The sequence below is a fragment of the Duganella sp. genome (assembly GCF_039595735.1).
Lineage (GTDB): Bacteria > Pseudomonadota > Gammaproteobacteria > Burkholderiales > Burkholderiaceae_D > Rugamonas.
Genome location: NZ_JBCNLB010000032.1, coordinates 1 through 20,880 on the forward strand (window position 1 = coordinate 1; position 20,880 = coordinate 20,880).

Annotated in this window: 21 protein-coding genes; 15 read left to right on the forward strand and 6 right to left on the reverse strand. The window is 65.8% G+C overall.

What is annotated here, in order from left to right:
• Positions 1–575 (reverse strand): AAA family ATPase (locus ABDW57_RS27125; protein WP_343733276.1); only part of this gene is annotated, 575 nt, incomplete at its 3' end.
• Positions 576–763: 188 nt separating this feature from the next.
• On the opposite strand from ABDW57_RS27125, the gene argA reads away from it, so the two are divergent.
• Together argA and ABDW57_RS27135 are read left to right on the forward strand one after the other, a co-directional pair.
• Complete coding sequence (argA, locus tag ABDW57_RS27130; protein WP_343733253.1) at positions 764–2,074, forward strand: amino-acid N-acetyltransferase; 1,311 nt, start codon at positions 764–766, stop codon at positions 2,072–2,074.
• Between the two features lie 33 nt (positions 2,075–2,107).
• Positions 2,108–2,380 (forward strand): oxidative damage protection protein, encoded by a 273-nt coding sequence (locus ABDW57_RS27135; protein ID WP_092274412.1) that lies wholly within the window; start codon positions 2,108–2,110, stop codon positions 2,378–2,380.
• Positions 2,381–2,435: 55 nt separating this feature from the next.
• Here the strand turns inward: ABDW57_RS27135 and rpiA are convergent, their stop codons facing one another.
• Positions 2,436–3,113 carry a ribose-5-phosphate isomerase RpiA gene (rpiA, locus tag ABDW57_RS27140; RefSeq protein ID WP_343733254.1) on the reverse strand — a complete coding sequence of 226 codons (678 nt, stop codon included), beginning with the start codon at positions 3,111–3,113 and terminating at the stop codon, positions 2,436–2,438.
• A 233-nt stretch (positions 3,114–3,346) separates the two neighbouring features.
• Here rpiA and ABDW57_RS27145 point away from each other — a divergent pair, with 233 nt between their 5' ends.
• Genes ABDW57_RS27145 through ABDW57_RS27155 form a run of 3 tightly spaced genes read left to right on the forward strand, consistent with a single transcriptional unit; the run spans position 3,347 to position 5,293 of the window.
• Positions 3,347–3,715, forward strand: coding sequence for a response regulator (locus tag ABDW57_RS27145; protein ID WP_343733255.1), 369 nt, complete (start codon positions 3,347–3,349; stop codon positions 3,713–3,715).
• Between the two features lie 2 nt (positions 3,716–3,717).
• Complete coding sequence (locus ABDW57_RS27150) at positions 3,718–4,344, forward strand: chemotaxis protein CheC (RefSeq protein WP_343733256.1); 627 nt, start codon at positions 3,718–3,720, stop codon at positions 4,342–4,344.
• Positions 4,345–4,351: 7 nt separating this feature from the next.
• Positions 4,352–5,293 (forward strand): diguanylate cyclase, encoded by a 942-nt coding sequence (locus ABDW57_RS27155; RefSeq protein ID WP_343733257.1) that lies wholly within the window; start codon positions 4,352–4,354, stop codon positions 5,291–5,293.
• Here ABDW57_RS27155 and ABDW57_RS27160 read toward each other — a convergent pair.
• Positions 5,290–6,129, reverse strand: coding sequence for a helix-turn-helix domain-containing protein (locus tag ABDW57_RS27160; protein WP_343733258.1), 840 nt, complete (start codon positions 6,127–6,129; stop codon positions 5,290–5,292). The two genes, ABDW57_RS27155 and ABDW57_RS27160, sit on opposite strands and share 4 nt — an antisense overlap.
• Before the next feature lie 88 nt (positions 6,130–6,217).
• Between ABDW57_RS27160 and ABDW57_RS27165 the strand changes: the two genes are divergently transcribed.
• The gene (locus ABDW57_RS27165) at positions 6,218–7,654 is read left to right on the forward strand and encodes a cytochrome P450 (RefSeq protein WP_343733259.1); all 1,437 of its coding nucleotides are present in this window, start codon (positions 6,218–6,220) and stop codon (positions 7,652–7,654) included.
• Here ABDW57_RS27165 and ABDW57_RS27170 read toward each other — a convergent pair.
• Positions 7,598–8,329, reverse strand: coding sequence for an NAD(P)H-dependent oxidoreductase (locus ABDW57_RS27170; protein WP_343733260.1), 732 nt, complete (start codon positions 8,327–8,329; stop codon positions 7,598–7,600). The genes ABDW57_RS27165 and ABDW57_RS27170 overlap by 57 nt on opposite strands.
• 78 nt (positions 8,330–8,407) lie before the next feature.
• Between ABDW57_RS27170 and ABDW57_RS27175 the strand changes: the two genes are divergently transcribed.
• Positions 8,408–9,307 carry a LysR family transcriptional regulator gene (locus tag ABDW57_RS27175; RefSeq protein ID WP_343733261.1) on the forward strand — a complete coding sequence of 300 codons (900 nt, stop codon included), beginning with the start codon at positions 8,408–8,410 and terminating at the stop codon, positions 9,305–9,307.
• Between the two features lie 29 nt (positions 9,308–9,336).
• On the opposite strand, the gene eda is transcribed toward ABDW57_RS27175, so the two are convergent.
• Positions 9,337–9,963, reverse strand: coding sequence for a bifunctional 4-hydroxy-2-oxoglutarate aldolase/2-dehydro-3-deoxy-phosphogluconate aldolase (gene eda, locus ABDW57_RS27180; protein ID WP_343733262.1), 627 nt, complete (start codon positions 9,961–9,963; stop codon positions 9,337–9,339).
• Position 9,964: 1 nt separating this feature from the next.
• A complete protein-coding gene (gene edd / locus ABDW57_RS27185) occupies positions 9,965–11,887 on the reverse strand; it encodes a phosphogluconate dehydratase (RefSeq protein ID WP_343733263.1) in 1,923 nt (640 codons plus the stop codon).
• A 191-nt stretch (positions 11,888–12,078) separates the two neighbouring features.
• On the opposite strand from edd, the gene pgi reads away from it, so the two are divergent.
• The 8 genes from pgi (at position 12,079) to ABDW57_RS27225 (ending at position 20,868) form a co-directional block, all read left to right on the forward strand.
• Positions 12,079–13,731, forward strand: coding sequence for a glucose-6-phosphate isomerase (gene pgi / locus ABDW57_RS27190; protein WP_343733264.1), 1,653 nt, complete (start codon positions 12,079–12,081; stop codon positions 13,729–13,731).
• 110 nt (positions 13,732–13,841) lie between these two features.
• Positions 13,842–14,732, forward strand: coding sequence for an SMP-30/gluconolactonase/LRE family protein (locus tag ABDW57_RS27195; protein WP_343733265.1), 891 nt, complete (start codon positions 13,842–13,844; stop codon positions 14,730–14,732).
• Between the two features lie 184 nt (positions 14,733–14,916).
• Entirely contained in the window at positions 14,917–16,389 is a 1,473-nt protein-coding gene (gene zwf, locus ABDW57_RS27200) for a glucose-6-phosphate dehydrogenase (protein WP_343733266.1), read from the forward strand.
• Entirely contained in the window at positions 16,389–17,243 is an 855-nt protein-coding gene (locus tag ABDW57_RS27205) for an SIS domain-containing protein (RefSeq protein WP_155466821.1), read from the forward strand. Before zwf ends, ABDW57_RS27205 begins: the two co-directional genes overlap by 1 nt.
• Positions 17,244–17,311: 68 nt before the next feature.
• Positions 17,312–17,725 (forward strand): DUF3052 family protein, encoded by a 414-nt coding sequence (locus ABDW57_RS27210; RefSeq protein ID WP_343733267.1) that lies wholly within the window; start codon positions 17,312–17,314, stop codon positions 17,723–17,725.
• A 3-nt stretch (positions 17,726–17,728) separates the two neighbouring features.
• Complete coding sequence (locus ABDW57_RS27215) at positions 17,729–18,592, forward strand: EamA family transporter (RefSeq protein ID WP_343733268.1); 864 nt, start codon at positions 17,729–17,731, stop codon at positions 18,590–18,592.
• A 63-nt stretch (positions 18,593–18,655) separates the two neighbouring features.
• Positions 18,656–19,591 carry a transaldolase gene (gene tal / locus ABDW57_RS27220; protein ID WP_343733269.1) on the forward strand — a complete coding sequence of 312 codons (936 nt, stop codon included), beginning with the start codon at positions 18,656–18,658 and terminating at the stop codon, positions 19,589–19,591.
• Positions 19,592–19,695: 104 nt separating this feature from the next.
• Positions 19,696–20,868: an efflux RND transporter periplasmic adaptor subunit gene (locus tag ABDW57_RS27225; protein ID WP_343733270.1), complete on the forward strand. Its 1,173-nt coding sequence runs from the start codon at positions 19,696–19,698 to the stop codon at positions 20,866–20,868.
• Positions 20,869–20,880 lie beyond the last annotated feature (12 nt).

Here is a 20,880-nt window from a genome sequence, read left to right on the forward strand (position 1 = left end):
GTGATGATGATCTTCAGGTCCGGACGGCGCGGCAGCAGCTGTTTCAGGTAGCCGAGCAGGAAGTCGATGTTCAGGCTGCGCTCGTGGGCCTCGTCGATGATGATGGTGTCATAGGCCTTGAGCAGCGGGTCGCTTTGCGTTTCCGTCAGCAGGATACCATCGGTCATCAGCTTGACCGAGGCGCCTTTTTGCAGGGTGTCGGCAAAGCGGACCTTGAAGCCCACGTGTTCGCCCAGCGGCGAGCCCAGTTCCACGGCGATGCGCTTGGCGGTCGACGACGCGGCGATACGGCGCGGCTGCGTGTGGCCGATCAGGCCTTGCTGGCCGCGCCCCAGCGCCAGGCAGATCTTCGGCAGCTGGGTGGTCTTGCCGGAACCGGTTTCACCGGAGACGATGATGACCTGGTGGTGTTGCAGCGCCTCCGCGATTTCGTGGCGGCGGCCGGACACCGGCAGGTCTTCCGGGAAGGTAATCGGCGGCAGCGGATTGCGGAACGCCCGCTCGGCCGCGCGCGCGGCCTGCTGTTCCGGCGTCAGGCGCGGCCCGGGCGCGCGGCCACGTCCGCCGGCCTCCATGCCGCGCCGGCCGTCGCGCGCGCCCTGGTTGGCGGCCGGCGCCGGCGTGGCGGCGGGGGATGGCGCGCTGCGGGAGCCGGCCTGTTGCGGCCGCGGAATCGGTTTTTGTTGCTTGTTGCTGGCTTCTGACATGGTTTTTTACAAAGGTATTTGGCGCGGACGTCGCGCCCCGAATTATAATGCGGCTAATGGAAAACCCTACCCAATTCGTCCAATGGCTGCGCTCCGTCGCGCCCTACATCCACGCCTTCCGTGGCAAGACCTTCGTGGTCGCCTTCCCTGGTGAACTGGTGGCCGCCGGCGCCTTGCCGGTGCTGGCCCACGACCTCTCGCTGCTGCATGCGCTCGATATCAACGTCACCGTGGTCTACGGCTCGCGGCCGCAGGTGGCCGAGCAACTGGCCCTGCGCAACGTCGAAGGCCGCTTCCACAACGGCGTGCGGATTACCGACCCCGCCGCCATGGAGTGCGCCAAGGAAGCCGCCGGCGAACTGCGGCTCGATATCGAGGCCGCGTTCAGCCAGGGCTTGCCGAACACGCCGATGTCCAACGCGGCGATCCGTATCATTTCCGGCAACTTCATCACCGCCAAGCCGCTTGGCGTGATCAATGGCGTGGACCTGGAACTGACCGGCGTCACCCGCAAGGTGGATGCCGAGACCATCCACTCCATCCTCGGCTCCGACGGCCTGGTGCTGCTGTCGCCGCTGGGCTTCTCGCCCACCGGCGAAGCCTTCAACCTGACCATGGAAGACGTGGCCTGCAGCGCCGCCATCGCCCTGCACGCCGACAAACTGATCTTCATCACCGAAACGCCGCTGATGACCGACGCCGCCGGCGCCGAGATCCGTGAACTGTCCTCGCACCAGGCCGAGGCCGTGCTGCAGGCCGGCTTCCTGCCGGACGCCACCGCGTTCTACCTGAAGCACTGCATCAAGGCCTGCGACAACGGCGTCGAGCGCTCGCACATCGTCTCGTTCGACATGGACGGCTCGGCCCTGCTGGAACTGTTCACCCACGATGGCGTGGGCACCATGATCTCGCACGAGAACCTGGAATCGCTGCGCCCCGCCACCATCGAGGACGTCGGCGGGATTATCAAGCTGATCGAACCGCTGGAGGCCGACGGCACCCTGGTCAAGCGCGGCCGCGAGCTGATCGAGCGCGAAATCGAGATGTTCTCGGTCATCGAGCACGATGGCGTGATCTTCGGCTGCGCCGCCCTGTACCCGTTCCCGGAACAGAAAATGGCCGAAATGGCCTGCCTGACCGTCAACCCGGACGTGCAAGGCCAGGGCGACGGCGACCGCATCCTCAAACACATGGAGAACCGCGCGCGCGCCATGGGCGTGCACAAGCTGTTCGTGCTGACCACCCGCACCGCGCACTGGTTCATCAAGCGCGGCTTCCATCCGGCCACGGTGGACGCCCTGCCGAAGGACCGCCAGCGCATGTACAACTGGCAGCGCAAATCCCAGGTTCTGATTAAGACCTTATAATGGCGTTTTTCGTTTAGTTTTAGGAGCAACCCGATGGCCCGCACCGTGCAATGCATTAAACTCAACAAGGAAGCCGAGGGCTTGGACTTCCCGCCGTATCCGGGCGAACTGGGCAAGAAGATTTACGAGCAGGTGTCGAAGGAAGCCTGGGCCGCCTGGCTCAAGCACCAGACCATGCTGGTCAATGAAAACCGCCTGAACCTGGCCGACCAGCGTGCCCGCAAGTACCTGGCCACGCAGATGGAAAAACACTTCTTCGGCGACGGCGCCGATGCGGCACAGGGCTACGTGCCGCCAGCGGAATAAACCCCGCATCCAAGGGGCTGACCCGGCGGGGTCAGACCCTACCCCGCAGTGCGGGTCAGAACGCCAGCGTCTTCACCCCTTCCGCCGTCCCCAGCAGGCAGACATTGGCGCCGCGCGCGGCAAACAGGCCGACCGCAATCACACCGACGATCTGGTTGATCTGCGCTTCCAGCGCCTTCGGCTCGGTAATCGACAGTCCCGCCACATCCAGCAGATAACCGCCGTTGTCGGTCACGAACGCTTCATCCGTGCCTGGCTGCAGGCGCAGCTTGGGCGCGCCGCCCAGCTTGACCAGCGCGCGCGCCACCGAGGCGCGCGCCATCGGGATCACTTCCACCGGCAGCGGGAACTTGCCCATCACCTCCACCAGCTTGGAGCCGTCGGCGATGCAGACGAACTGCCGGGCCACCGAGGCCACGATCTTCTCGCGCGTCAGCGCGGCGCCGCCGCCCTTGATCATGGCGCCGCTGTGGTCGATTTCGTCGGCGCCGTCGATGTAGACCGCCATCTCCGCCACGTCGTTCAGGTCGAACACCTCGATGCCATGGCCGCGCAGGCGGGCGGCAGTGGCTTCGGACGAGGCCACCGTGCCCTTGATCTTGTGCTTGATCTTGGCCAGCTCATCGATGAAGAAGTTGGCGGTGGAGCCGGTGCCGACGCCAATGATCTGGTTTTCCACCACATAGGCAATGGCGGCACGGGCTACGGCTTGTTTCAGTTCGTCTTGGGTCATGATAAATAGATAAGGGAAGCAGATAAGAGAGGGGAAAGCGAATGGCGCTATTTTACCACCCCGCTTTTTGCTGAAAAATTGCGCTGAGACAACACCCGCAGGCAGCGGCCGCGCCAGACTTGTAGAACTGTACAAAAGCGTACAAAGGAAGCAACACCGGCCATCGCCAAGCGCGCCGGATATGCGAGAATGAATCCATAACAAGGTCCGAACAGATCGCCGGGGATGAGACCATGACTACCAGCAAAACCGTCCTGATTGTCGACGACAGCCGCGTCTCGCGCATGATGGCGCGCCAATATATCGCCGGCCTGCATGCCGACTGGCGGGTCGAGGAAGCCGGCACCGGCGAGGAGTCGCTGCTCAAGGCGCGCGACGTCAGCCCCGACCTGATCCTGATGGACGTCAACATGCCCGGCATGGGCGGCATAGCCGCCGCCGAGCAGCTGCGCCAGGAATTCCCCTCGGTGCCGATCTCGCTGCTGACCGCCAACGTGCAGACGGCCACGCGCGAACGCGCCACTGCCATGGGCATCGGCTTTGTCGAGAAGCCGATCACCGAGGCGCGCATTGCCCAGCTGGTGGCCACGCTGGAAGCGTAACCATGTTTAACCTGTCCGCCCTGGAAAACGATGCCCTGATCGAGATCTTCAACATCGGCGTCGGCCAGGCCGCGGCCTCGATGAGCACCATCGTCAACGAGGTGGTGCGCATGTCGGTGCCGTCGATCAGCTTCATCGCGCGCGCCGAGGCGGCGCGCCTGCTGGGCAAGACCGACAGCCTGCCGGAGCGCATCTGCGGCGTCAGCCAGCATTTCGGCGGCGCCTTCGAGACCGAAGCCATCCTCATGTTCCCGGAAGATAAAAGCCTGGAGATCGTGCGGCTGATGGTGGGGGAAGCGGTGCCGCTCAAGGAACTGACCGAGATGGAGCAGGAAGCCATGTGCGAGATCGGCAACATCATGCTGAACTCCTGCGTCGGCACGCTGGCCAATATCTTCCAGCGCGAGCTGCAAGGCTCGCTGCCGCAGTACCATATCGGCACCAGCGACGAGATCCTGACCGCCACCGGCAGCCAGGCCGATGGCGTGGTGCTGATGCTGCATATCGACTTCCTGCTGGAGAAGCACCAGATCCACGGCTATGTCGCGTTCGTGCTGGATCTCTCGGCGCTGCACGACCTGCAGGAGCAGATCAATCTCTACATCGCCCGCGCGATGGGCCAGGGGTGAGGCGATCATGAACCCGCTCCGCCTGCCCCTGCTGGAAAGCGTGTTCTGCGCGGTGAACCTGGGCGCCATCGTGCTCGATCACGAGCGCCGCATCGTGCTGTGGAACGCGTGGATGATCCGGCATTCGGGGCTCCGGCATGAGCAGGTGCTGGGGCGGGACTTCTTTGCGGTCTGCCCCGACCTGCGCGGCGGGCGCGTGGACACCGCCATCCAGCATGCGCTGTACAACAACTTCCCTTCCCTGCTGTCGCAGACCCTGAACAAGGCGCCGTTTGCGCTGTACCTGCGCGATGAGCGCATCCAGCAGGCGGTGGAAGTGACGCCGATCGCGGTGGAAGGGGCGCCGCGCCACTGCCTGATCCAGGTGACCGATGTCAGCATCGCCGTGGGCCGCGAAAAGCTGCTGCGCGAGCAGGCCATGGTGCTGCGCTCGCAGACCTTTGCCGACGGCCTGACCGGCATCGCCAACCGCCGCCATTTCGATGTGGCGATGGAAAAGGAGCACCGGCGCGCCAAGCGCGGCGGCACGCCGCTGTCGCTGCTGATGATCGACATCGATCACTTCAAGGCCTACAACGACCACTACGGCCACCAGAAAGGCGACCAGTGCCTGATCCAGGTGGCGGCCGCGCTGGCCGGCATGCTGAAGCGCCCGTGCGACCTGATGGCGCGCTACGGCGGCGAGGAGTTCGCCATGATCCTGCCCGACACCGAGCCGGAGCAGGCCTGGCGGATGGCGGAGGCGATCCGCGCGCGGACACAGGAATTGGCGATCCCGCATGAGCGCAACAGCGATCCGTCGCAGCGGGTGACGGTCAGCATCGGCATCGCCACGCAGCAGGCCGATGCGCCGCTGGAGACCGAGGCGCTGATCGGCGCCGCCGACCGCGCGCTGTACCAGGCCAAGCGCACTGGCCGCAACCGCGTGGCGGCGCTGTCGCCGGCCTAGTTCCAGATGCGGTAAATCCAGTAACGCTCATCGCTGGAAGCCAGCACCCGCGCCAGTTCGCCCGGGGTGTGGCCGGTGATGGCGCGCGCCTCCCGGCACAGGTGGGCCTGATCGGCATAACCGCCGCGCGCGGCGATGTCGGACCATACCGGTTTGCCGCGCATGAATTCCGCGCGCGCTTCAAAGAAGGACAGTTCGGCGCGCTGCAGGCGCACCAGCTTGCGCAAAGGCTGGCCGGCGCTGGCCTTGATGCGGCGCTCGATGCTGCGCACGCCGCGTCCCAGCGCGGTGTCCGCGGCTTGCGCGGCCAGATGGCGCACCCAGTCGCCGGCCATGGCGCCGGCGCCGCCGGGGCGGGCCGCCTGCCAGCGCGGTGCCAGGAAATCCTCCAGCAGCCGCACGCCGTCGTCCGGCGCGTTCAGCACCGCAGCCGACAGCGCTTGCCATTCCGCGCCCAGCACCTGCTCCACCGGCGCCCAGCGGTCCACCCAGTGCGACACGTCGACGCCGAACATGACGTGCAGCACCTGCGGGTAAAACATCACCATCAGCATCCGCACCGGGCCGGGATTGTAGGTCATCAGCGGCCGCGTTTGCGGGCCGCAGAACACCACGCGGATGCGCTCCTGCGGCGCGCCGGGCGGCGCCACCACTTCAGCCTCACCTTCGATATAGAAGGTGACCGAGCAATGCGGCGTGGCAGGAAAATGGTTGTAGCGGTCCTGCGCATGGTCGAGCGGCGCTTCGACCGTGCTGCGCACAATATAGGCGCGCACGCAGGACGCCAGCGGCTGGCGCGGGAACATCAGGCGGGTAGTGGGCGCGGCGGCATTCATGGCAACTAGTGTATACCATGTCGGAATCGTTCAATACTTGCACCGTTGACCGGCGCACACTCAGGCATCGTCATCCGAGGAAGCTGATATGCAGAACGCCATTGCCGCCGCCCCCCGCCCTATGCACGAGCTGCCCGGCCCGCGTCCGTGGCCGCTGGCCGGCAACCTGCCGCAGATGCGGCCGTTGCGCATCCATCAGGATGTGGAAGCGTGGAGCCGGCAATACGGCCCGCTGTTCAAAATCAGCTTCGGCCGCACGCCGGTCCTGGTAGTGGCCAGCCACGAACTGGTGCACGCCGTGCTGCGCGACCGGCCGGACGGTTTCCGCCGCCCGTCGATTACCGCCCACGTCTCGGACGAAATGGGCGGGCTGCCGGGCGTATTCCTGGCCGAAGGCGCGGCATGGCGCGACCAGCGGCGCATGGTGATGGCCGCGCTGGCGCCGCATGCGGTCAAGGCCTACTTCCCATCGCTGGCGGCAGTGGCGCAGCGCCTGCAACGGCGCTGGCAGCAGGCGACGCGCGCCGGCAGCACCATCGATCTGGCCGAGGAGCTGAAGCGCTACAGTGTCGACATCATCGCCGGGCTGGCGTTCGGCACCGAGGTCAATACCATCGACGGCGGCGAGGACGTGATTCAGCGCCACATGGACGTGGTGCTGCCGGCGGTGGCGCGGCGCTCGATCGCGCTGTTCCCCTACTGGCGCTACGTCAAACTGCCGCAGGACCGCCATCTCGACAGCTGCCTGCTGGCGCTGCGCCAGGCGGTCGATGAGCTGATCGCGGCCGCCCGCGCGCGGCTGGCGGCGCAGCCGGCGCGGCGCCTGCGCCCGGCCAATCTGCTGGAAGCGATGATCTGCGCGGCCGACGAAGGCGGCAGCGGCGTCGACGACCAGGCGGTGGCGGGCAATGTCACCACCATGCTGCTGGCCGGCGAAGACACCACCAGCAACACCCTGGCGTGGATGCTGTATCTGCTGCAGCAGAACCCCGCCGCCATGCAGAAAGCGCGTGAAGAAGTAGTGCGGGTGGCGCCCGACCCCACGGCCTTCAGCATCGAGCAGATGGACGGCCTGGATTACCTGGACGCCTGCGCGCAGGAAGCCATGCGCCTCAAGCCGGTGGCCCCGTTCATCCCGCTGGAAGCCCTGCGCGACACGGTGGTGGGCGACGTCCAGGTGCCGAAAGGAGGCCTGATCTGGTGCGTGATGCGCCACGACAGCGTGTCCGAGGCGCACGTGCCGGCGGCAGCGGACTTCCGGCCCGAGCGCTGGCTGGCGGGCAGCCCGCAGGCGATCAACAAGCACGTCTCCATGCCGTTCGGCGCCGGCGTGCGCACCTGCCCGGGGCGCTATCTGGCGCTGTTGGAAATCAAGCTGGCCAGCGCCATGCTGCTGTCCAGCTTTGAGATCGAGTCGATCGCCACGGCCAGCCGCCAGCCGCCGGAAGAGCTGATGGGCTTCACCATGTCACCGATCGGCCTGCAAATGCGCCTGAAAGCCCACCACGCCGGGCGCCCGGTCTGACTTCAGGGTCATGGCCGGAATCTCGTAATCGCCGTGGTTCTGGCGGCGGTACGGGATCGGCGGCGTGCTCTCCAGCGTATCCAGCCGGCGGCCCAGCTCCTCGCGGATGGCCGCGAAGCGCGCCGCATCCACGCTGCGGGTGCGATACAGCAGGAAGGGCGGCAGCACCTCCATGCCCGGATAGAACAGCATGCCGTGCTGGATCGGGAACAGCAGATCGTCGATCGCGCCGTTGATGCCGCGCGGGCCGTAGTGCGACTCCCAGCCGCCGGTGGTCACCATCAACATGGCGCGCTTGCCGGCCAGCGAGCCTTCGCCATAGCGGTCGCCCCAGCGGCGGTCGGAATGTTCACCGACGCCGTAGCCGAAACCGAGGGTGTAGACGCGATCGAACCAGCCTTTCATGATGGCCGGCATGGAGAACCACCACAGCGGGAACTGGAAGATCACCGTATCGGCCCAGCGCAGTTTTTCCTGCTCGCGCAGGACGTCGGCGCGGTGATGCTCGCGTTCGGGGATTTCGCTGGCGGACAGCGTGGCATGCCATTCCATCGCATACAGGTCGGACACCTGCGCCGCGTGGCCGGCGGTCTGCAGATGCTGGACGGCGTAGTTCTTCAGCGAGGCGTTCAGCGAGTTGGGATCAGGATGGGCATAAACAATCAGGACGTTCATTGGAGGCTCCTTAAAAACCTCAGAATACGGCGCCATCAGGTATAGTAGAAATGAATTCCCAATATTCCAGCTATTAAAATGGTTAATCTCAGAAGCCTGGACCTGAACCTGCTGGTGACGCTGGACGTGCTGCTGGCCGAGCATAACGTCACGCGCGCGGCCGAGCGGCTGCATTTTTCGCAGCCATCGATCAGCGTGCACCTGGCCAAGCTGCGCGACATCTTTGGCGATCCATTGCTGCTGCCGGGGCCGCGTGGCATGCGTCCGACGGCGCGCGCCGAAGCCCTGCGCGAGCCGCTGCGGCAAGCGCTGGAAGCACTGAGCCTTGCCGTTTCCCCCGCCGCCGCCTTCGATCCGGCGCAGGCAACCAACACCTGGCGCGTGGCCGCCACCGACTACGGCGAATCGACCATCCTGCTGCCGGCCATGGCCGGCCTGCGGCGCGCGGCGCCGGGCACGCGGCTGGCGGTGCTGGAAATGGCGCCGCCGCACATCGCGCGGCAGGCGGAGCAAGGCATCATCGACCTCGCTTTCCACACCACCGACGGCGCGCCGCCAGGCATGCGCCACCGCCTGCTGTTCAAGGAACGCTACGTGCTGGCAGGCCGCGCCGGCCACCCGCGCCTGCAGCGCAAGCCGACACTCAAACAATTCTGCGAACTGGAACACGTGATCGTGTCGCCGGACGGCGGCGGCTTCAGCGGCGTCACCGACAAGGTGCTGGCGGATGCCGGCATGGCGCGGCGGGTGGCGCTGTCCGTGCCGCACTTCCTGTTTGTGATCTCGGCGCTGACCAGCACCGACCTGGTGGCGATGGCGCCGGAACGGCTGGTGCGCCACAACCCGGCCTTGCGCGTGGTGGCGCCGCCGGTCGCCGTTCCCGGCTACGAAATGACCATGCTGTGGCACGAACGCTCCCAGCGCGACCCGGCCCACCAATGGCTGCGCGAGCACATCGCCGCCAGCATCAATCCATAAAAAAACGACGCCGCAGCGTCGTTTCGGGTTCAGGCGCGCAGGGCGCTGGCCGCCTTGGCCAGTTCGGTGATCTTGTCCCATTCGCCGTTGGCCATCAGGTCTTTCGGCGTCAGCCACGAGCCGCCGACACAAGCCACGTTCTTCAGTTTCAGGAACTGCGGCGCGGTCTCGATCGAGATGCCGCCGGTCGGGCAGAAGGTGATGTCCGGCAGCGGGCCGCCGATGCCGTTCAACATGCCGATGCCGCCCGCCGGCACCGCCGGGAACAGTTTCAGCTGCTTGAAGCCCTGCTCGCGCGCCACCATCACTTCCGATGGCGTCATCACGCCCGGCAGCAGCGGCAGGCCGCTGCTCTTGGCGGCGGCAATCAGCGCCGGGGTCAGGCCCGGCGACACGCCAAACACCGCGCCGGCGTCGCGTGCGGCGGCAAATTCTTCCGGCTGGGTCAGGGTGCCGACGCCGACGATGGCGCCTTCCACCGCGGTCATGGCCTTGATCGCGCCCAGGCCGTGCTGGGTGCGCAGGGTCACTTCCAGCACCCGGATGCCGCCTGCCACCAGCGCTTTCGCCAGCGGCACTGCATGGTCAGGATCATCAATCGCGATCACCGGGATCACGGCCGAAGTACGCATAATGTCGAGCAGAGACAGGGTCATATCAGGCATCTTTCTTGGTCGAGAAATCTTCATCGGAACCCGGCACGGTGTTACCGACCGGTTCTTTGTCATGCAGGTTCACCGTGGTGGCGATCGGCGACGGCAGCGGGAAGGTGGTAGCGCCCTTCTCCGCCTCGCACACGCTGTTGCGGAACATGGAGAACAGTTCGCGGCCCATGCCCACCTGGTTGACCGACATGTCGGCATGCGCCATCGAGCGCGCGTGCCATGCGGCCGAATCCACCAGCGCTTCCAGCGTGCCGGTTTCGGCGCAGACCTTGATGATGTCGCCATCGCGCACCAGACCGAGCGGACCGCCCGCCAGAATCTCCGGCGACACGTGGATGGCGGCCGGCACCTTGCCCGAGGCGCCGGACATGCGGCCGTCGGTCACCAGCGCCACCTTGCGGCCGGCGTCCTGCAGATTGGCCAGCGCCGGGGTCAGCGCGTGCAGTTCCGGCATGCCGTTGGCGCGCGGCCCCTGGAAGCGGATCACAGCCACGAAGTCGCGGTCCAGCTGACCGGCCTTGTACGCGTCCATGAAGTCTTCCTGCGAATTGAACACCAGCGCCGGCGCTTCCACCGTGCGGTGCTGCGGCTTCACCGCCGACACCTTCATCACCGCGCGGCCCAGATTACCCTGCACCAGCACCATGCCGCCGTCCGGCGAGAACGGGTTGCCGTGCTTGCGCAACACTTTTTCGTCGCCCGATTCGGCCGGCGACTCCTTGAACACAACACCTTTGCCGCCTTCGCCCAGGAATGGCTCGGCGCAGTGCTGGCGCAGGCCCTTGCCCAGGATGGTGGTGACGTCGTCGTGCAGCAGGCCGGCATCCAGCAGCTCGCGGATCACGAAACCGGTGCTGCCGGCGGCGTGGAAGTGATTCACGTCCGCCTCGCCGTTCGGGTAGATGCGGCACAGCAGCGGCACCACTTTCGACAGCTCGTCGAAGTCGTCCCAGTCGATCACGATGCCGGCCGCCTTGGCGATCGCCGGCAGGTGCAGCGTGTGGTTGGTGGAACCGCCGGTGGCCAGCAGCGCCACGATGGCGTTGACGATGGCCTTCTCGTCGACCACATGGCCGACCGGGAGGTATTCATCGCCCTGGTCCGAAATCACGGCGGCGCGTCGAGCAGCCGCCTTGGTCAGCTCATCGCGCAGCGGCGTGTTCGGGGTGATGAAGGCGGCGCCCGGCAGGTGCAGGCCCATGACTTCCATCAGCATCTGGTTGGAGTTGGCGGTGCCGTAGAAGGTGCAGGTGCCGGCGCCGTGGTAGGACTGCGACTCGCCTTCCAGCAGCTCGGCGCGGCCAACCTTGCCCTGCGCGTACAACTGGCGGATCTTGGCTTTCTCGGAATTCGACAGGCCGGTGGTCATCGGGCCGGCCGGCACAAACACCGCCGGCAGGTGGCCGAAGTGCAGCGCGCCGATCAGCAGGCCCGGCACGATCTTGTCGCACACGCCCAGGTACAGGGCCGAGTCGAACATATTGTGCGACAGCGCCACCGCGGCCGCCATGGCAATCGCGTCGCGCGAGAACAGCGACAGCTCCATGCCGGCCTGGCCCTGGGTGACGCCATCGCACATGGCGGGCGTGCCGCCGGCGAATTGCGCCACCGCGCCGACTTCGCGCACGGCTTGTTTGATAATTTCAGGGAAGCGCTCGAACGGCTGGTGCGCCGACAGCATGTCGTTGTAGGCCGAGACAATCGCCACCGATGGCTTCTTCACTTCCTTCAGCACCAGCTTGTCGTTGGCCGGGAAAGCGGCAAAGCCGTGCGCCAGGTTGGTACAGGCCAGGGTGCCGCGCTGCGGTCCCTTGACGCGGGCCGCTTCGAGATGGGCCAGGTACGCGCCGCGCGATGGTTTGCTGCGCTGGATGATGCGATTGGTGACTTTTTCCAGGACTGGATGCAACGCCATGATCGTTCCTTATGTATGGTTTCCGTGAAATTTTACTACAAAATCGCAAAACCCACTGTATTTTCTTGGACCGGGCGGCGGGCGGCGGCCTCCCCGGCAGGTGGAAATATTGTCGTGCACGCCACCAAACCGTAGTGAATTTACCTGATTTTCCTGTATCATTCGGCCATCCCCTTCCTACCTACAAGATTATGCGCCAGCCTGCCCTGACCACCACCGCCAGTTTCCAAGCCCTCGCATCCCATGCCGCCGACGCCAAACACTGGCAATTGCGCCAGCTGTTCGCCGCCGATGCCCAGCGTTTCCCCAAGCTGACCGTCGACGCGGCCGGCCTGTTCCTCGACTATTCCAAGAACCGGCTGGACGCCACCACCATCGGCCTGCTGCTGGATCTGGCCCGTGAGCGCGGCGTGGAGCGCCAGCGCGACGCCATGCTCAGCGGCGAGAAGATCAATCTTACCGAACAACGCGCCGTGCTGCACACCGCGCTGCGTATGCCGCGCGGCAAAGCGCTGCTGGTGGACGGCCAGGACGTCAACGCCGAGGTGCACGCGGTGCTGGACCACGTCAAGGAATTCACCGACCGCGTGCGCAACGGCCAGTGGCTGGGCTACAGCGGCAAGCCGATCACCGACGTCGTCAACATCGGCATCGGCGGCTCGGATCTGGGCCCGAAAATGGCGGTGCTGGCGCTGCGTTCGTACGCGCATCCGCGCCTGAAGATGCACTTCGTCTCCAACGTCGACGGCCATGACATGGATGCCGCGCTGGCGCAGGTCCATCCTGAAACCACCTTGTTCATCATCGCCTCCAAGACCTTCACCACCGCCGAAACCATGCTGAACGCCGGCACCGCGCGCCACTGGTTCCTGCAAAACGGCGGCAAGAGCGACGACCTGGCCAAGCACTTCGTGGCGGTATCGACCAACACCAAGGCGGTGGCGGAATTCGGCATCGACACCGCCAACATGTTCCCGTTCTGGGACTGGGTCGGCGGCCGTTACTCGGTATGGTCGGCAATCGGCCTGTCGGTGGCGCTGGCGGTGGGCTTCGGCTACTTCAGCGACTTCCTGGCCGGCGCGCACGCCATGGATGAACACTTCCGGGTAGCGCCGCTGGAGCAGAACATGCCGGTGCTGCTGGCCATGGTCGGCTTCTGGAACCGCCAGTTCCTGGACGCCGGCTCGCTGTCGATCGCGCCATACCACCAGGACCTGAACCGCTTCCCGGCCTACCTGCAACAGCTGGACATGGAATCGAACGGCAAGCGCATCACCCGCAGCGGCGGCGCAGTCGATACCGCCACCTGCCCGGTGGTGTGGGGCGAATGCGGCACCAACGCGCAACACGCTTACTTCCAGCTGCTGCACCAGGGCACCGACGTCACGCCGATCGATTTCATCGCCGCGCTGCGCGCGACCCACGATCTGGCCGGCCACCACGATGCGCTGCTGGCCAACTGCTTCGCGCAGTCGGAAGCCTTCATGACCGGCAAAACCGCCGATGAAGTGCGTGCCGACCTGGCCGGCTCCGGGCTGAACGCAGAGGAAATCGAAGCGCTGGTGCCGCACAAGACCTTCCCCGGCAACCGCCCATCCAACACCATCCTGATGGACCAGCTGACGCCGGGCGCGCTGGGCGCCCTGATCGCGCTGTACGAGCACAAGACTTTCGTGCAGGGCGTGATCTGGGACGTCAACAGTTTCGACCAGTGGGGCGTGGAGCTGGGCAAAGTACTGGCCAAGAACATCCAGTCCGAGCTGACCGGCGAAGTCAAGCCGGAGCGTCACGACAGCTCGACCAATGGCCTGATCTTCATGGCGAAAGCGGCACAACACATCTAACCACCACCGCGTCGCCCCGGCGCAGGCCGGGGCCCATGCTGAGCGTGCAGTACTGCACAGGGGTTATGGATTCCGGCCTGCGCCGGAATGACGGCTTGAGGCCCACACATATGAACATCAAAGTAGCTTACGACGCAGTGATGCAAACCGGCGAGTGCCCGCTGTGGCACCCGCAAGAGCAGGCGCTGTACTGGGTGGACATCCCCGCCTTCACCGTGCACCGCCTCGATCCCGCCAGCGGCGCGCACCGCGCATGGAAGCTGGCCAGCGAGCCGGCCACGCTGGGCATCAGCGACCGGGGCGGCCTGATCGTCGCCATGCGCAGCGGCTTCGCGCACCTGGACACCGGCAGCGACGACGTCAGACTGACCGAGATCGTGGCCGCGCCTTACGACCAGTCGATCACCCGCTTCAACGACGGCCACGTCGATCCTGCGGGCCGCTTCTGGGTCGGCACCATCTACGAACCGCGCGACAAGCCGGCGGCCGAGATGTACGTGCTGGAACAGGGCAAGCTGCGCAAGGCCTGGTCGGGCGGCATGACCAACTCCAACGGCTCCGGCTTCAGCCCGGACCAGAAGACCATGTACCACGCCGACACCGCCGCCCACCGCGTCACCCGGCTCGATTACGACGTCGCCAGCGGCACCGTGGACAACCAGCGCCTGCTGCACCAGTTCTCGATGGACAAGGAAAACAACTACGGCGGCCGGCCGGACGGCGCCGCCGTGGACAGCGAAGGCAACTACTGGGTGGCGATGTTTGAAGGCGCGCGCATCGTCAAGCTGTCGCCGCAGGGCGCGCTGCTGGGCGACATCAAGCTGCCGGTGCGCTGCCCGACCATGCCGGCGTTTGGCGGCCCGGATCTGAAAACCCTGTACGTCACCAGCGCCGGCGCGCGGCCGGCGCCGGAACTGGCGCAGTATCCGCTGAGCGGCAAACTGCTGGCGATCGAGATGGACGTGGCCGGCCGCGCCGAGCCCAGCTACCGCTCCGCCTGAGCGGCAAACCGGGCCGCGCGACGGCCCGGTTTATAATGGAGTGAGACCGCAACAACACGCGTTCCGCCCAGCAGAATGTAGTAAATTTTCTTGCAAACCACCCATATAAGTAGTAAATTTACAGTAGCGGCCGTGCTGCGCGCGGCAATTCCTTCGGCACTTTTTTTGCGACGATTCTCATACTATGGCTCTTTCCGATTTTGATCTGGTTCTGTTTGGCGGCAGCGGCGATCTGGCGATGCGCAAATTGCTGCCCGCGATGTATGCCCGCGATGTAGCCAATGACCTGCCCCCGACCGCCCGCATCATTTGCGTCGGCCGCGCAGAAGCCAGCCAGGAAGAATTCCTGCAGACCGTGGAAACCACGTCCAAGCCGCTGATCAAATCGCCGGCCGTGACGGCGGCCGCGTGGTCGCGCTTTACCGCCCGCATCGTCTACGTGTCGCTGAACGCCACCGACGCCGGCAGCTACCAGCCGCTGGTGGAAGCGCTGCGCAAGGACGAGGCGATCACCAAGGTCTACTACCTGGCGACGCCGCCGGCCATCTTCGCCAAGATTTGCGAAAGCCTGAAAGAGAATGGCCTGGTCACGCCGAATTCGCGCGTGGTGCTGGAAAAGCCGCTGGGCCGCGACCTGGCCTCGGCCAAGCAGATCAACGCCGAAGTGGGCAAGGTATTCGAGGAATCGCAGATCTACCGCATCGACCACTACCTGGGCAAGGAGACCGTGCAGAATCTGCTGGCCCTGCGCTTCGGCAACATCCTGTTTGAACCGCTGTGGCGCCGCGAGTGGATCTCCGACGTGCAGATCACTATTGCCGAGAAGCTGGGCGTCGGCAACCGCCTCGGTTACTACGACACCTCGGGCGCGCTGCGCGACATGCTGCAGAACCACCTGCTGCAACTGCTGTGCATCGTCGCCATGGAGCCGCCCACCTCGATCGCGCCCGATGCGGTGCGCGACGCCAAGCTGCAGGTGCTGCGTTCGCTCAAGCGCTTCACCCCGACCACGCTGGCGCAGAACATCGTGCGCGGCCAGTACCGCGCCGGCCATGTGGACGGCAAGGCCGTGCCGAGCTACCGCGACGAACCGGATGCGCCAGCGCACTCGCGCACCGAAACCTTTGTGGCCATGAAAGCCGAAATCGACACCTGGCGCTGGGCCGGCGTGCCGTTCTATCTGCGCACCGGCAAGCGCATGGCCGACGGCCTGGCCGAAATCGTGGTGCGCTTCAAGCAGATCCCGCACTCGATCTTCAACCAGCCGACCAACAGCTTCCAGCCGAATTCGCTGGTGATCCGCCTGCAGCCGGACGAAGGCCTGCGCATGAACCTGATGGCCAAAACGCCGGGCGACGGCATGCGCCTGAAACAGGCCGAGCTGGAACTGGACTTCCGCGAGCAATTCAAATCGCCGCGCATGGAAGCCTACGAGCGCCTGCTGCTGGACGTGCTGCGCGGCCAACTGACCCTGTTCATGCGCGGCGACGAACTGGAAGCGGCGTGGGAATGGGTCGAGCCTATCCTCAACAGCTGGGAATCGGAAGACAGCTACCCGCTGCCATATGCCTCCGGCACCTGGGGCCCGGCCGCCGCCTCGGCGCTGATCGGCCGCGATGGCCTGCAGTGGCGTGAAGAAGTTCTGCCGGAAGACTAATGCTGCTCGATTCCATCCGTACCCAACTCGACTCGCTCTCCAAATCGGAGCGCAAGGTGGCGCTGGCCGTGCTCGAACATCCGACGCAGACGGTCAACCAGAACATCACTGCGCTGGCCAAAAGCGCGCAAGTGTCCGAACCGACCGTGGTACGTTTCTGCCGCACGCTGGGCTATGACGGCTGGCATGAGTTCAAGCTCAAGCTGGCCCAGGGCCTGGCGCTGGCCCTGCCCGGCCTGAACGAACAGCCGACCCAGGACGACCTGGCGGCGGACCTGGTCAACAAGATCTGCAGCCGCTCGATCAACACCCTGCTGGACCTGCGCAACAACCTCGATCCGGAAGCGATCCAGAAGGCGCTGGACATCCTGTCCAAGGCCAACAAGATCGAGTTCTACGGCCAGGGCACCTCCGGCATCGTGGCGGCCGACGCCCAGCACAAATTCTTCCGCTCGGGCGTGCCGACCGTGGCCTATGCCGACCCGCACATCCACAGCATCGCGGCGGCCCTGCTGCGCACCGGCGACGCGCTGGTGGCGATCTCGCAGCGCGGCAATAGCCCGTCCCTGGTGCGCTCGGTGAAACTGGCGCGCCGCGGCGGCGCCGACGTCATCGTGCTGGCGCCATCCGGCACGCCGCTGGCCGACCTGGCCACGGTGCTGATCCCGATCGACCTGATTTTCAACATCGACCCGTACACCCCGATCTCGGCGCGCCTGGCCTACCTGGTGGTGATCGACGTGCTGGCGGTCGGCCTGGCCCTGCAGCGCGGCCCCGAGTTCCGCAAGAAAATGCAGAACGCCCAGAAAGCCCTGCAGGAATTCGATCTGCAATTCGATTCCTTCATCGGCTGATATAAAAACGGCGAAATCTTCAAGTCCGGTATCATTTGCGCACCATACCGCGCAAATGAGGAGCCACCATGGATGCAGCCGTCGGATATTCGGGCACGCCGCTGTTCAAGAAGCTGGGAATCGCGCCCGGCAGCCGCGTGTTCGCGAGGCGCGCGCCGGAACAGTACCGCGACTGGCTGACGCCGCTGCCGGATGGTGTGCAGTTCCAGTCGCGTCTCTCGTCATCCACCGATATCGTCCACCTGTTCTGCGACCGCAAGGCCGATCTGGTCAGGCAGCTGGACGCCGCCCGCGCCACGCTCAAGCCCGATGGCGCGGTGTGGGTCTCCTGGCCGAAGAAGGGCGCCAAAGTCCCCACCGATATCACGGAGGACACCATCCGCGAACTGTGCCTGCCGATCGGCTTTGTCGACGTGAAAGTATGCGCCGTCAGCGAGGTCTGGTCCGGCCTGAAACTGGTGATCCGCAAGGAGCTGCGCTAACTGATGGAAGGTTCGGTCGTCACTATCGTACTGCTTGCCGCGCTGCTGCACGCCAGCTGGAATGCGCTGGTCAAGGCCGGTCCCGATAAATACCTGACTACCCTGCTGGTGGCCTGCGGCGCCGGCCTGGTGTCGCTGCCGCTGCTGCCGTTCGCCGCCGTGCCGCACGCGGACAGCCTGCCCTGGCTGATCGCCTCCGCCTGCTGCCAGGTGATCTATTACCGTCTGCTGGCCGCCGCCTACAAGCACGGTGACATGAGCCAGGCCTACCCGCTGATGCGCGGCGCCGCGCCGCTGCTGGTGGCGCTGGCCAGCGTGCCGCTGCTGGGCGAGCGCCTGCACTGGCGCCAGGACGTCGCGGTGGTGCTGATCTGCGGCGGCGTGCTGACCCTGACCATCCTGCGCGGCGCCAGCGTCGGCGCCGACACCAACGCCAACCGCGACGCCCGCCGCCGCGCCACCTGCTACGCCCTGCTCAACGCCGCCGTCATCGCCGCCTACACCATGATCGACGGCGTCGGCGTGCGCAAGTCCGGGGCGCCGGCCGCCTACACCATGTGGCTGTTCGTGCTGACCGCCGCCATGCTGCTGCTGTGCTCCACCCACCGCTGGCGCGAGCTCCCCGGCTACGCCCGCGCGCAGGCGCGCGTGATGCTGCTGGGCGGCGTCGGCACGCTGGCTTCCTACGGACTGGCGCTGTGGGCCATGACGCACGCGCCGGTGGCGGCCGTCGCCGCGCTGCGCGAAACCTCGATCCTGTTTGCCGCCGCCATTGCCGCCCTGTTCCTGCGCGAGCGGCTGGCGCCGGGCCGCATCCTGGCGGTCAGCCTGATCGCCTGTGGCGCAATTGTCATGCGTCTGGGCTGAACGCGCCGGGTTCGGAGTAAAATAAGCGCGACCACAACTTTTCTTATCAGATTGGCAGCGTTCATGAACCAACTCGAACAACTCAAGCAGCACACCATCGTGGTTGCCGATACCGGCGACTTCCAGGCCATCCAGCAGTACACGCCGCGCGATGCCACCACCAACCCGTCGCTGATCCTGAAAGCGGTCCAAAAAGAAGAGTACAAGCCGCTGCTGGAAAAAGCCGTGCGCGATAACCTGGACGCCAGCACCGGCGAAGTGATCGACCATCTGCTGGTCGCCTTCGGCAAGCAAATCCTGCGCGTGATCCCGGGCCGCGTGTCGACCGAAATCGATGCCGCCCTGTCGTTCAACACCGCCGCCTCGGTGGCCAAGGGCCGTGAGCTGATCAAGCTGTACGAAAAGAACGGCATCGACCGCGAGCGCGTCCTGATCAAGATGGCCTCCACCTGGGAAGGCATCCGCGCCGCCGAGCTCCTGGAGAAAGAAGGCATCCACACCAATATGACGCTGCTGTTCTCGCTGCCGCAGGCGATCGCCTGCGCCGAAGCGGGCGCCAAGCTGATTTCGCCGTTCGTCGGCCGCATCTATGACTGGTACAAAAAGTCCACCGGCATCGACTACCAGGGCGCCGAAGATCCGGGCGTGCAGTCGGTCAAGCGCATCTACAACTATTACCGCAAATTCGGCTACAACACCGAAGTGATGGGCGCCAGCTTCCGCAACACCGGCCAGATCCTGGAACTGGCCGGCTGCGACCTGCTGACCATCAGCCCGGACCTGCTGCAAAAACTGGCCGACAGCGATGCACCGGTCGAACGCAAACTGAGCCCGGACGCCAGCAGCAGCGCCCCAATCGGCAAAATCGCCATCGACGAGCCGACTTTCCGCTTCATGTTCAACGAAGACGCGATGGCCACCGAGAAGACCGCCGAAGGCATCCGCGCCTTCGTGGCCGATACCGCCAAGCTGAAACAAATCATCTCCGGCATGCGTTAATTTCAACGCCGGGTTGATGGCAAAGGCAGAAGCGCGGCACGGTCCGCCCTTCTGCCTTTTTTGCATTACAATCTTGCGTTAACTACAAACATCGTGAGACATCCATGAGATTCGTCCCTCGTTGCACCGCCGTCGCCATCGCCATCACCACCCTGCTGAGCGCCTGCGGCGACAAGGAAGCGCCGAAAAGCGCACCGCCGCCCGCCACCGTTTCCGTCATCACCGTCGCTCCCGCCACCGTCACCCTGAACAGCGAACTGCCTGGCCGCACCGAGGCCTCGCGCATTGCGCAGGTGCGCGCGCGCACCGCCGGCATCGTGCTGCAGCGGGTGTACAAGGAAGGCGGCGACGTCAAGGCCGGCGAAGTCCTGTTCCGCATCGACCCGGCGCAGTTCCAGGCCTCGTACGACAGCGCGCAGGCGGCGGTGGCCAAGGCCGAGGCCAACCTGGCGCAGGCGGAACTCAAGGTAAAACGCTACAAGCCATTGCTGGCGGCGCAGGCGGTCAGCCAGCAGGAATACGACGACGCCGTCACCGCGCAGAAGCAGGCGGCGGCCGATCTGGCCACCAGCAAGGCGGCACGCACCAACGCCGGCCTGACGCTGGGCTATGCCACCGTCACCGCGCCGATCTCCGGCCGCGTGAGCCGCGCGCTGGTGACCGAGGGCGCGCTGGTCGGCCAGGGCGAGGCGACGCCGATGGCCACCGTGCAGCAGCTCGATCCGATCTACGTCACCATCACCCAATCGTCGACCGAGGTGCTGAAGCTGCAGCGCGCGCTGGCCGACGGCAAGCTGCAACGCGCCGGCAAAGACCAGGCGCGCGTCACGCTGGTGACGGAGGACGGCCAGCCCTACCCGCACGCGGGCAAGCTGCTGTTCTCGGACGTCTCGGTGGATGAAAGCACCGGCACCGTCGCCATGCGCGCCGAGTTCCCGAATCCGAACCGCGTTCTGCTGCCAGGCATGTACGTGCGCGCGCGCCTCGAACAGGGCGTAAGCGAAGCCGCCATCACCGTGCCGCAGCAGGCCATCGTGCGCACCAACGAAGGCGCGACAGTGCTGATCGTCGGCGCCGACAACAAGGTGCAATCGCAACCGGTGACCGCCAACGCCAACGACGGCAACAACTGGGTGGTGAGCGCCGGCCTGAAAGGCGGCGAACGCATTGTGGTGGAAGGCTTCCAGAAAGCCAAGCCTGGCGCCACGGTGAATCCGCAGCCGTGGAAAGGCCCGGTCGGCGCCACGCCGGCAGCCGCGCCGGCCGCGGCCAAGTAAGCGGGAGCGCAC